Here is a 10,781-nt window from a genome sequence, read left to right on the forward strand (position 1 = left end):
GTCAGAGCTGCATCCGTGCCAGTTCCTGGTACGACTCAAGCAACCGGTTGCGCACTTCCACCGCGAAGGTCAGCTCGATGCGGGCCTGTTCCATGGCGATCATCACCTCGTGCACCGGCACGTCCTTGCCGCTGGCCAGCGCCTGGGTCGCAGCATCGGCGGCCTGCAGGCGGCTCTCAAGGTGCTGCACGCCCTGCCCGATCGCAGCCGAAAAGTCGGTCACGGGGCTGGACCCGGTGCTGCCGATGGGGGTGCCGCGCAGCGCGTCGAGCGCGCCGATTGCTTCAATCGCCATTACTTGGCTCCAATATCGAGCGCGCGCAGCGTCATGCCGCGCAGCAGGTTGAACGAACGCACATTGGCTTCGTAGCCACGGCTGGCGGTCATCAACGTGGTCATCTCCTGCACCATGTCGACCCGCGCGTAGTGCACGAAGCCCTGCGCATCGGCCATCGGATGGCCCGGATCGCTGACCTCGCGGGTGTCGGCAGGAACGGACTGCAGGCGCGCGGCGAAATCGGCGCCGGTGCCCACCTGCCAGCGTTGTGCAGCGGTAGTGGCCGGCAGCGCCACGTTGGCACTGGCGATGTTGCGGCTGGCCGCGTCCAGGCGCAGGCGCTCCTGGGCCATGCCGGCGCGCACCGTATCGAGAATGCTGTCGATGGCCATGCTCAGCTCCTACCCGTCACGGCAAGGCGCATCAGCCCGAACTGGCGGCTGAGTACCTCGCCCAGGGTCTGGTAGTTCATCGATGCCGCAGACATTTCAGCCACCTGGGTATCCAGGCCAAGCGACGCTGCCTCCACGCTGCTGTCGCGTGGCGACAGCGCCGCCAGCGCATGCAATCCAGCAGACAGGTCGGCAGACGAGGCGCGGCCTTCGCCATAGGCCGCCAGCAGGTTTTCCAGGCCGGCGAAATCGATCGTCCGCGCGCGTGCGCCCGGGGTGCCGGCCCGGGCGACGTTGCTGCTGGCCAGCTCCGCCCGAAGCTGCTGCAGGCCCATGGACAGCCTCACGGCATCCAGCGTAGATGCATCCATTTCCTTCCCCCTGTTATTGAATGACCAGCTCGCCATCGAGCGCGCCGGCGGTCTTGATCGACTGAAGCACTGCAATCACATCCCGCGTGGTCAGGCGCGCGGTGCGCAGCGCACTGATCAGGTCGGCCACCGATGCGCCTTCCGGCATCTGCACCAGCGGCGCTACTCCTTCATCCGCATCGATACGCGTGGAAGGCGTCACCACCGACGCAATGCCGCTGCTGGGGCGGTAATAGATGCCATCGGGCTGCGACACCTGGAACTCATTGCGGATCTCGATTTTCAGCCCACCATGCGACACGCTGACCCGGCCCAGCCGCACGTCGCCGCCGGCCACCACCGTACCGGTACGCTCGTTGACCACCACCCGTGCCTTGCGCTGCTGTTCGAGGGTGAGGTTTTCCAGGCGCGAAATGACCGCGACCAGATCGCCTGGCGGGCGCGCGAAGGTGACGCTCACCTTCCCGGCGTGCTCGGCACGTGCACCGCTCACATCGCCCATGCCGCGGATGGCATCGGCAATACGCGTGGCATTGGTGAAATCGGGTTCGTTGAGCACGATGGAGAGCGACTTGCCGTCGGTATCCACCTGCAGGGGCGAGGCCTGTTCGATGCTGCCGCCGGACGGAATCCAGCCCACCGTGGGGTGGTTACGCTGCAGCGATGCTGCCAGCCCTTCGAACTGATAGCCGCCTACCGACAGCGCGCCCTGCGCCATGGCATACAGCCGGCCATCGGCTCCGCGCAGCGGCGTAAGCATCAGGGTGCCGCCGGTCAGGCTGCGTGCGTCGCCGGACGAGGCCACCTGCACGTCCACCAGCTGGCCCGGCTCGGCGAAGGCCGGCAGGCGCGCGGTGACGATGACCGCCGCCACGTTGCGGCTGGCCACGTCCTGGTCGGACACATTCACCCCGAAGTTGCGCAGGGTGTTGGCGACCGACTGCACCGTGGCGCGGTTGCGACTGGAATCGCCGGAGCCGGACAGACCAAACACCAGCCCATAGCCGGTGAGCTGGTTCTCGCGCACACCGGCAACGCGGGCGATGTCCTTCACCTTCACCGTGGCGGCAAGCGTGGGGCTGGCGACACCCAGCAGCGCCAGCAACGAAAGGCAGAGCAGACGCATGGTGCTCACAGCAACCTCAACCATTTCAGGGCGCGGTAGATCATGCTCTGGCGCTGCGAGGTGCTGACATCACCCACGCCGTCCAGTTCGATGTCCGCATTGGCGATCCGGTGCGACCAGACCGTGTTGTCCGCGGCGATGTCCTGCGGCCGCACCCGGCCGCGCAGGCGGATGTGCTGGCGTTCGCGGTTGACCAGCAGCGTCTGCTCGCCTTCGATATCCAGCATTCCATCCGGCTGCACCGCCACCACCTGCACCGAAATCTGCGTGCGCAGCTCGCCGCTGCGGGTGGTCTGCGCGCCGCCGGCATTGCTGCCGTTCAACCCGGCCTTGGCCGAATAGTTGGTGCTCGGCGAGGACAGCGATGCCCCCAGTGCCAGCTGGCTGGACGCATCGGTGGCCGCCTGCGACTTGGCGCGCGTGGCTTCGGCCACGTACACGGTGAGCACGTCTCCGGGCTGGTAGGCGCGGTGGTCGGCCATCAGCGGCCGATAGTTCTCCACATCCACCAAGGTCTGCCGCGTGGGCGCGGCGTGCGCGGCGGCCGTTGCGGCCATCAACACGACACAGGCCAGCACGCGCTGCTGCAGCTTATTCATGGACCTGTACCTTTCCCGGGGCGGTGACCACTGCGACCACTGTTTCCGTTGCATAGCTGGGCCGAACCGGAATGCGCTCGCCCACGCGCCCGTCCTGCAGCGCGACCGCCTCGGCCGACAGCTGGATGGCACCGTGCTGGACCAGCAATTGCACGTTCTGCATGCCCTGCACCGCAGGGCGCGTTTCGATGCTGTCTTCGGTGAGAGGCGTTCCGGCGCGCACGTCGGCGCGCAGGCGGTAGCCTTCAACCGGGCGCTCAGCCAGCGACGCACTACCGCAGCACACCATGTCCACGGCTGCCTGCTGGAGCTGCACCTCGTCCAGCGCGGTACGCGCGGTGTAGTCGGCACCGAACACCAGCACCGTGCGCACATCGCTGGCGGTGACCGGCAGGCTCAGCGTACGCACCAGACGTCCATCCGCGCGCAGGCGCACCGGCACCGTGGCGCGTGCGCGCGGCCAGCGCCCGGCAACCTCGCCAATCTCCACGCTCACCTGCCCGGCCGGCCAGGCCTGCGCGTTCAGCCCGCCCACACTCACCCGTGCACTGCTGCCCTGGGCGAGCAGGCGCGCCTGCAGCGCCGCCTGCACCTGCGCAGCCAGCGCGGCGCCTGGGTCGCCGGTATTTCCGGCGGCCAGCGCGAGCCACAGCAGCGATGTCGTCAGTGACATGCCTCAGCGCCTCAGGTTGTTGATCGTATCCATCACCTGGTCAGCGGCCTGCAGCACGCGGGCATTGAGCTGATAGGCGCGCTGGGCCAGCACCAGGCTGGACATCTCTTCGATGATCTCCACGTTGGCCATCTCCATCTGGCCCTGGCGGAGCTTGCCGGCACCGTCGTCGCCGGCGCGGCCGTACACCGCGGTGCCGGCCTGCTGGGTGACCGCATAGAGGTTGTCGCCGATGGAGCGCATGGCATCCGCAGCAGCGAACCGCACCACTTCGATGTTGCCCACCACGGTGCGCTCCAGCTCATCGGGCATCTGCACGGTGACCTCGCCCTCGGGCGAGATGCGCATGTCGATGCCTTCGCGCGGAATCTGCACATCGCCCGCCAGGCGCAGGCCCTGGAAGTTGCGCAGGTAGCCCTCCTCATCCACGCGGAACTGGCCGCTGCGCGAGTACACCAGGCCGCCATCGGCCGCCTCGAACTCGTAGAAGCCGGTGCCATCGATGGCCACGTCCAGCGGGTTGCCGGTCTGGCGCATTTCGCCGGGTTCGAACGAGGTGCTGGTGGAGGTGATCCGTACACCACCGACGTGCTGCTCGCCGATTGGGGTCGCAGGCGTCTCGCCCAGCGCCGGCAATGGCGTGGCGATATCGGCGAAATTGACCCGGCTGGCCTTGAAGCCCGGCGTCTGCAGGTTCGCCACGTTGTTGGAAATGGTGTCCAGCTGCTGTTGGCCGCTGCGCAGGCCGGTAGCTGCGATGTGCAATGCGTCGATCATGGATATCCCTCTCAGTTCTCGCCGATCTTGTTGATGCCGGCATCCAGCATCTGGTCGTAGGTGCTCATCGCCCGGCGCACGGCATCGACGTGGCGGGTCAGTTCCATCAGTCGCAACATCTCATCGGCCGGGTCCACGTTCGCCTGCTCCACCGCGCCCTGCACCACGCTGCCCTGCCACTGGCCGGGCAAACCGTCGTAGCGGTAGGCGCCGTTGCCCATGCTGCGCAGCTGCAGCGGTTCGGCCACGGCCACCAGCTGCAGCTGGCCCAGCGCTTCCTGGCCGGCCCAGAGCTGGCCGTCGGCCTGCACCCGCAGCGGCGTATCGGCGGTCAGCCGGCGCGCATCGATGCTGATTGGCCCGGACTGGCCCAGCACCTGGTCGCCATGCTGGGTGACCAGGCTGCCATCGGCATCCAGGCGGAAACTCCCCGAGCGCACCAGCAGCTGCTGGCCCTGTCGCTCAACCACGAAAAAGCCCGGCCCACGCAGCGCCAGGTCCAGCGAGCGCCCGGTCTGGGCCAGGCTGCCATCGCGCTGGTCGGGCACCGCGGCAAGACCGGCCTGGGTGGCAAAATCGCCGCTCATGCGCTCGGCGCGGTAGCCGGGCGTCTGCAGGTTGGCCACGTTGCGGCTGATGGAAGCCAGCGTGTCCACATCCGTGCCCAGTTGTCGGCCCAGGGCCTGCAAGGAATCGGTCATCGGTCATTGACTCCGGATGGCGGCAAAGGAGCGCACCGGCAGCGTGGCCGGAATCTCATTGAGGCTGATCACCGCCAGATATGGCATCGAGCGCGACAGCAGCTGGCGCAGCGAGCGGCGCACCGGACCGGGGCAGAGCAGCACCGGCACCAGGTTGCGGCCCATCATCGATTCGCTCTGCGTGGCCAGGCTCTTCATGAAGCCATCGAGCTGCGCGATCTCGCCGAACAGGCTGCCGCGCCCTTCGGTGCCGCGCACGCTGGACAACAGCTCGTGTTCCAGCTCCGGCGCCAGCGTCATCACGTGCAGATCGCCATTGGCATCGCGCAGGCTCTGGCAGATGGTGCCGCCCAGGCGCTCGCGCACCCGTTCGGCCAGGTCTTCGGCGTTCTTCACCGTGCGCCCTGCATCCACCAGTACTTCCAGGATGGCTTCCAGGTGGCGCACGCTGACCTGCTCGCGCAGCAGCAGCTGCAGCACCTTCTGCACTTCGGAATAGCTCAGGATCGCCGGTACCAGTTCTTCCACCAGCGAAGCATTCTGTTCGCGCACCCGCATCAGCATGCGCTCGGTGTCCTGCCGGGTGAGCAGATCGGCCGACTGCCGCTTGATCAGTTCGCTGAGGTGGGTGATCAGCACCGTATCGGGCTCCACCAGCGTGTAGCCGGCGGTGCGTGCAGTCTGGCGTGCCTGGCGGTCGATCCACTGCGCAGGCAACCCATAGGCCGGGTCGCGCGTGTCCGGTCCTTCCAGCCGGGCGCGCTGCCCGCCGGGATTGATCGCCAGCACGCGGTCGGTCATCAGGCTGCCCTGCCCGACCCGGCACCCGTGGAAGTGGATCTCATAGCTTTCAGGCGCCAGTTCGCTGCGCTGCTGCTGCACCCGGGGCATGACAAAGCCCAGGTCCTGGGCGAACTGGCGGCGCAGGTGTTCGATACGGTCGGCCAAATCGCTGTCGGGCCCGGTGAAGGCATCGAACAGCGCGCTGCCCAGGCGGACCTCGATGGCTTCGATGCGCAGCAGCTGGCCAATATCCTGCGGGGCGGCGGCGCCGCCTTCCAGGCGCTGCGGCTCGGCCGCGGCGTCGCCGGCTTCGGCCTTGCGCGCTTCTTCCGACCGGGTCGCCAGCCACGCCAGGCCGCCCAGAATGCACAGCACCACCAGCACCGGGGCCACCGGGAAGCCGGGCAATACCAGCACGACCAGCAACACCATCGCCACGATCAGCAGCGCCTTCGGGTTGGCCAGGATCTGCTTGGGGATTTCCGAGCCCAGCTGCGCATCGGCGGCCGCGCGGGTGATGATGATGCCGGTGGCCACGGCAATCACCAGCGACGGAATCTGGGTGACGATGCCGTCGCCGATGGTCAGCAGCGTAAAGCGCTGTACCGCCTCGCCCCATGGCAGCCCGAGCTGGGCAATGCCCACCGCCAGACCCGCCACGATGTTGGTGAGGATGATGACGATGCCGGCAATGGCATCGCCCTTGACGAACTTGGTGGCGCCGTCCATCGCGCCATAGAAGTTGGCTTCGCGCTCGATCTGGCTGCGTCGCTCGCGCGCTTCCTTCTCGTCGATGAGCCCCATGTTCATGTCGGCATCGATGCTCATCTGCTTGCCCGGCATCGAATCCAGGGTGAAGCGCGCCGCCACTTCCGCCACGCGTTGCGCACCGCTGGTGACCACCACGTACTGCACCACCACCAGGATGATGAACACCACCACGCCAACAATGTAGTTGCCGCCCACCACGAACTCGCCGATGGCGTTGATCACCCGGCCCGCGTCGGCGCCTTCCAGGATCAAGCGGGTGGCCGACACGTTCAGCGACAGCCGGAACAACGTGGACAGCAGCAGGATGGTCGGGAAGGTGGAGAACTTCAGCGGCGAATCGGTAAAGAACGTCACCAGCAGGATCAGCAGCGCCATGCTGATGTTCAGCACCAGCAGCAGGTCCAGCAGCATCGGCGGCACCGGCACGAACAGCACGATGAGCACGCCCAGCACCAGCGCAACCATGGCCAGGTCGCGCTTGCCTTCCCACAGCTGGCCGAACAACGCCTTCATGCCGCCGCCCCGCGCTGCGCCCACAGGCGGCGGTACAGCGGCGCCAATGCCGCGTACTGCGCCTCAGGCACCATCTGGTCAATATCGCACTCGCGGTAAAGCGCGCGCGCCAGAGTCATCGACGGCCACACCGGCACCTTGTGGCGCGCCGCCAGGCTGCGGATGTGCGTGGCCATCACGCCCGCGCCCTTGGCCACTACCACCGGGCCCAGGGTCTTGCCCGGCCGGTAGCGCAGGGCCACGGCCACGTGAGTGGGGTTGGTCAGCACCATATCCGCTTGGGATACCTGGCCCAGCGCACGGCTCTTCTTCAGCAGCTCGCGCAGCTTTTCGCGGCGGCGGCCCTTGATGCCGGGATCGCCATCACGGCGCTTCACTTCATCCTTCAATTCGCGCCGGCTCATGCGCATCTGGCGCATGAAGTTGCGGCGGCTGAACAGCATATCGGCCAGCGCCACCAGCGCAAGAATCATCAATACATAGATCGAGGTACGCACGAAGCCGCGCAGCAGCAGGCTGCCAGCCTCGCCGGGCGCGGTGCGCGTGGCGGTCTCCACCAGCTCGGCCGCGTGGCGCACCATCACCCAGCACAGCACCGCCAGCAGCAGGAACTTCACCCCCATCTTGCCCAGCTCCCATAGGCTGCGCAGCGCGAACAGGCGCTTGAACGCCTGGGCCGGGTTGAGCCGCTTGGGGTCCGGAGTCAGCGGGTGGGTAGTGAACATCAGCCCGGTCTGCAGCACGTTGCCCAGTACCGCGGCCACCATCAGCGCCAGCACGAGCGGCATCAGTGCATGGCCCAGAGGTGCGCAGATCGAGGCGATGCCGTGCATCAGTCCCATGCCCGGCGCGGGCGCGCTGGCCGCTACCTGCACCATCGCGCGCGTGGCGTCGGCCAGTGCCCCGGCAATGTCGCCTGCCGTGAGGGCCAACACGCTGGCGAACACGATCAGCACCAGCACGCCGGTGATGTCCTGGCTGCGCGCGACATCGCCTTTCCGCCGCGCTTCGTCGAGCCGGAACGCGGTGGGCTGTTCGGTCTTGTCCTGGTCGCCTTCGGCCATCGTCAGCCCCCCAGCAACGTCGGCACGCGCGCAAACGCGTTGTTGAACAGCCGCGCGAACAGCGTGGGCACGAACGGCAAGGTGGCCATCATCAGGCCGATGGCAGCCAGCAGCTTCAGCGGCAGCGCCAGGAAGTACACATTGGCCTGCGGCATCGAACGCGTGGCATACGCCACGCCCACGTCCACCAGCAGCAGGCCCAGAATCACCGGCAGCACCACCATGAAGCCGAGCAGGAAGCTCTGGCCCAGCAGGCCGGCCAGCCCGTCCCACTCCAGCCGCACGCCGCCACGGCCCAACGGCACCAGCTGCAGGCTCACCGCCAGCATGCGGTAGAGCTGCAGGTGCAGGTCCAGCAGGAAGAACAGTGCGGTGGCAATCAGCATCAATGCGGTGCCGAACACCGCCTGCATGTCGTTCTGGCTGCCCGGGTCGAACAGCGCGCCGGCGCTGCTGCCGGCCTGGATATCCAATACCCAGCCAGCAGTGTGCAGTGCGGCGTTGGGCAGCATCACCGCCAGCCCGAATGCCGTGCCGATCAACAACTCGCCGCAGATCGCGGAGATCCATGCCGGGCCGCCCTGCAGGGAAACCGCCGCCGGCATCAAGCTGGTACCCAGCCACGCCAGCAGCATCAGCAATGCAATGCGAACCAGCCCCGGCGCCCAGCGCAGCGGCGACAATGGGACCAGCAGCACCGTCGGAAGGAACCGAAGCAGCGCCAGCACGTAGGTAGCCAGGAAGTCGTGGAGGGCAGGCATGGGTCAGAGTCCCGACGCGGTCTCGAACATCCGGCGGGCAAGCTCCACCGCGACGCCCAGCATCCAGGCACCCAGGGTTACGCAGACGATGACCACCACGATGATCTTCGGCACGAACGTAAGCGTCATTTCCTGGATCTGGGTGACCACCTGCACGATCGAAATGAGCAGGCCCACCACCAGCGTAGCCAGCAGGATCGGGGCACTCATCTTGACGGCGGCGAGCAACGTTTCGATGAGCAGACGCATTGCGAAGTCTGCGGTCATCGGCTCGGCTGCGCCCGCCCGCCAACGATGCGCTGCAAGGCATCGGCAAAGACTGGAACCGGCATGCCGGCATCGATACCGGCCGAATCCAGCAGTGCTGCGAGACCTTGCTGGGCAAGCGCAGCTTCGCCACGGCCGCTGCGCAGTACTACCTGCGCGTACTGTGCGGTCATCGAATTCGGGTCCAGCCGGAGAGCGCGCTTGAGCGCGTCTTCGGCCTCGGTGGTGCGGCCCTGCAGCGCATGGACCAACGCCAGGCCGCCATGGGTATCGCCGAAACTGCGGTCCACCGCGTACGAGTGTTCAAAGCTTGTGCGGGCGGCATCCACATTGCCCTGCAACAGCTGCGACCAGGCCAATGCATGCCAGGTGCCCAGGTGTTCGGGCATGGCACGGGTGGCCCGCACCAATGTTCCCTCGGCTGCAGTGATCCCACCCTGCAGCATCTGGCTCTGGCCCAGCCCGGACAACGCACGGCCGGAGCCCGGATAGGTGTCTACGGCCCGCTGGAAGTGACGCGTCGCCACGGCCGGCGCGGACTGCAGCGCCAGTGTGCCCAGTACCAGCAAGGCTTCGTGTTGATGTTCCTGCAAGGCGATGGCAGCGGCGGCGTGCGTCGCCGCCCGCGCGAGATCGTCGGTATCCAGCAGCGCCAGGGCGAGTACGCCCTGCACTTGGGCATCACCGGGTTGGCTCTGGGCGAGTGCGCTGAGCACGGCTACGGCCTGGTCCAGGTCGCCCGACAGCATGGCGAGGCGCCCCTGCAGCAGTTGGAGCGACGGGTGGGGGCCGTGCTTGTTCAGCGCGGTCGCGGTGGCGTCGGACGCGTCATCCAGGCGCCGCAGGCACATCAGGGCGAAGGCGTGGTCGTGATCGACCGCAACGTCGCTGTCATGCTCGGCGCGTAATGTTTCCAGCGACTGCAGCGCCAATGCGTAGTCACCCGCCGACAATGCCAGCTGTGCCATACGGTGGCGAAACTCCGGAGTATGCGAAGCCGGGTGGTCAGCCAGAACGGCATACGCATCGCGCGGCTGGCCGTCGAGCAGAAGCTCCTCGACCAACGCCATCGCGAGTTCCATATTCCCTTGATCTGACGCCAAATACCCGCGCAAACGCGCGGAACGCGAATCCGTGCGACCCATGATCGGTTACTACCCCTAGCAACTACCGTGTCGCGGCCCAACCCCCGAGCCGCCCCCCCTGAACATTCCCTGTATGGGTCAGCTCGAGCGCCGATCATAGGCGTGAAAATTGTGTGAATGCAATAGGCAACCTGTCAGCTTTACTTACTGCGAAGTCGAATGAGTTCTGGGACTTGCCAACTCTTGAACAACGAAGTATGGACACAAAAACCAAAAACGTTGGGGGCCGTTAGCTAATCCCGTCTGCCTGGACGTTAACCGGCGAGAGCCCGAAACCGCCGCACTCCACTCTATTTACTCGTCCTTGCCAACTGCAAGTGAGGCGACCCACTCAATGGCACAACCTCTCCACTGCTACGCATTTCCGCCAATCCATCGCGAACTACCCGGTGGCTGGACAGGCCTGGGTAGCGCCCTGGCTTGCCCTTCACCCATTGCCATAAGCGCCATGAGTCGAAACCACCCTACTTTCCGCCCAGGCCAAACTCGATCTCCATCTCGACACCAGCTGGCTGCGAGTTGATGTACACGCCAACACGATGAAACTCATATTCAATACCT

13 protein-coding genes are annotated in these 10,781 nt (G+C 66.6%); all 13 read right to left on the bottom strand.

All coding sequences use genetic code 11. From position 1 onward, the window contains the following. Nucleotide 1: 1 nt before the first annotated feature. From fliE to BAY15_RS18385, 13 genes are read right to left on the bottom strand one after another with little or no spacing between them, the layout of a single operon-like run. Entirely contained in the window at nt 2-295 is a 294-nt protein-coding gene (gene fliE / locus BAY15_RS18325; RefSeq protein ID WP_068854401.1) for a flagellar hook-basal body complex protein FliE, read from the bottom strand. Then, nucleotides 295-669: a flagellar basal body rod protein FlgC gene (locus BAY15_RS18330; protein WP_068854402.1), complete on the bottom strand. Its 375-nt coding sequence runs from the start codon at nt 667-669 to the stop codon at nt 295-297. The genes fliE and BAY15_RS18330 overlap by 1 nt, the downstream gene beginning before the upstream one ends. A 2-nt stretch (nt 670-671) precedes the next feature. Next, nucleotides 672-1,040: a flagellar basal body rod protein FlgB gene (locus BAY15_RS18335; RefSeq protein ID WP_068854403.1), complete on the bottom strand. Its 369-nt coding sequence runs from the start codon at nt 1,038-1,040 to the stop codon at nt 672-674. Nucleotides 1,041-1,053: 13 nt separating this feature from the next. Beyond that, a complete protein-coding gene (locus BAY15_RS18340) occupies nt 1,054-2,166 on the bottom strand; it encodes a flagellar basal body P-ring protein FlgI (protein ID WP_068854881.1) in 1,113 nt (370 codons plus the stop codon). 5 nt (nt 2,167-2,171) lie between these two features. After that, a complete protein-coding gene (locus BAY15_RS18345) occupies nt 2,172-2,765 on the bottom strand; it encodes a flagellar basal body L-ring protein FlgH (RefSeq protein ID WP_068854404.1) in 594 nt (197 codons plus the stop codon). Continuing rightward, nucleotides 2,758-3,438, bottom strand: a complete 681-nt coding sequence (flgA, locus tag BAY15_RS18350) for a flagellar basal body P-ring formation chaperone FlgA (RefSeq protein WP_068854405.1) — start codon at nt 3,436-3,438, stop codon at nt 2,758-2,760. The genes BAY15_RS18345 and flgA overlap by 8 nt, the downstream gene beginning before the upstream one ends. A gap of 3 nt (nt 3,439-3,441) precedes the next feature. Further along, the gene (locus BAY15_RS18355; RefSeq protein WP_068854406.1) at nt 3,442-4,215 is read right to left on the bottom strand and encodes a flagellar hook-basal body protein; all 774 of its coding nucleotides are present in this window, start codon (nt 4,213-4,215) and stop codon (nt 3,442-3,444) included. An 11-nt stretch (nt 4,216-4,226) separates the two neighbouring features. Continuing rightward, on the bottom strand, nt 4,227-4,916 hold the full coding sequence (locus BAY15_RS18360; RefSeq protein ID WP_068854407.1) for a flagellar hook-basal body protein: 690 nt from the start codon (nt 4,914-4,916) through the stop codon (nt 4,227-4,229). 3 nt (nt 4,917-4,919) lie between these two features. Next, on the bottom strand, nt 4,920-6,983 hold the full coding sequence (locus tag BAY15_RS18365) for a flagellar biosynthesis protein FlhA (protein ID WP_068854882.1): 2,064 nt from the start codon (nt 6,981-6,983) through the stop codon (nt 4,920-4,922). Next, complete coding sequence (locus BAY15_RS18370) at nt 6,980-8,047, bottom strand: EscU/YscU/HrcU family type III secretion system export apparatus switch protein (RefSeq protein WP_068854408.1); 1,068 nt, start codon at nt 8,045-8,047, stop codon at nt 6,980-6,982. Before BAY15_RS18370 ends, BAY15_RS18365 begins: the two co-directional genes overlap by 4 nt. Nucleotides 8,048-8,049: 2 nt before the next feature. Beyond that, entirely contained in the window at nt 8,050-8,808 is a 759-nt protein-coding gene (locus tag BAY15_RS18375) for a flagellar biosynthetic protein FliR (RefSeq protein ID WP_068854409.1), read from the bottom strand. Between the two features lie 3 nt (nt 8,809-8,811). Further along, entirely contained in the window at nt 8,812-9,057 is a 246-nt protein-coding gene (locus BAY15_RS18380; RefSeq protein ID WP_237334290.1) for a flagellar biosynthetic protein FliQ, read from the bottom strand. A 14-nt stretch (nt 9,058-9,071) separates the two neighbouring features. Further along, complete coding sequence (locus tag BAY15_RS18385) at nt 9,072-10,220, bottom strand: tetratricopeptide repeat protein (RefSeq protein ID WP_083214236.1); 1,149 nt, start codon at nt 10,218-10,220, stop codon at nt 9,072-9,074. Nucleotides 10,221-10,781 lie beyond the last annotated feature (561 nt).

It is taken from the genome of Stenotrophomonas rhizophila (assembly GCF_001704155.1).
Taxonomy (GTDB): Bacteria; Pseudomonadota; Gammaproteobacteria; order Xanthomonadales; family Xanthomonadaceae; genus Stenotrophomonas; species Stenotrophomonas rhizophila_A.

Coding starts and splice junctions, on each gene's coding strand:
- fliE (WP_068854401.1), bottom strand. CDS start 295: ATGGCGATTGAAGCAATCGGCGCGCTCGACGCGCTGCGCGGCACCCCC.
- BAY15_RS18330 (WP_068854402.1), bottom strand. CDS start 669: ATGGCCATCGACAGCATTCTCGATACGGTGCGCGCCGGCATGGCCCAG.
- BAY15_RS18335 (WP_068854403.1), bottom strand. CDS start 1,040: ATGGATGCATCTACGCTGGATGCCGTGAGGCTGTCCATGGGCCTGCAG.
- BAY15_RS18340 (WP_068854881.1), bottom strand. CDS start 2,166: ATGCGTCTGCTCTGCCTTTCGTTGCTGGCGCTGCTGGGTGTCGCCAGC.
- BAY15_RS18345 (WP_068854404.1), bottom strand. CDS start 2,765: ATGAATAAGCTGCAGCAGCGCGTGCTGGCCTGTGTCGTGTTGATGGCC.
- flgA (WP_068854405.1), bottom strand. CDS start 3,438: ATGTCACTGACGACATCGCTGCTGTGGCTCGCGCTGGCCGCCGGAAAT.
- BAY15_RS18355 (WP_068854406.1), bottom strand. CDS start 4,215: ATGATCGACGCATTGCACATCGCAGCTACCGGCCTGCGCAGCGGCCAA.
- BAY15_RS18360 (WP_068854407.1), bottom strand. CDS start 4,916: ATGACCGATTCCTTGCAGGCCCTGGGCCGACAACTGGGCACGGATGTG.
- BAY15_RS18365 (WP_068854882.1), bottom strand. CDS start 6,983: ATGAAGGCGTTGTTCGGCCAGCTGTGGGAAGGCAAGCGCGACCTGGCC.
- BAY15_RS18370 (WP_068854408.1), bottom strand. CDS start 8,047: ATGGCCGAAGGCGACCAGGACAAGACCGAACAGCCCACCGCGTTCCGG.
- BAY15_RS18375 (WP_068854409.1), bottom strand. CDS start 8,808: ATGCCTGCCCTCCACGACTTCCTGGCTACCTACGTGCTGGCGCTGCTT.
- BAY15_RS18380 (WP_237334290.1), bottom strand. CDS start 9,057: ATGCGTCTGCTCATCGAAACGTTGCTCGCCGCCGTCAAGATGAGTGCC.
- BAY15_RS18385 (WP_083214236.1), bottom strand. CDS start 10,220: ATGGGTCGCACGGATTCGCGTTCCGCGCGTTTGCGCGGGTATTTGGCG.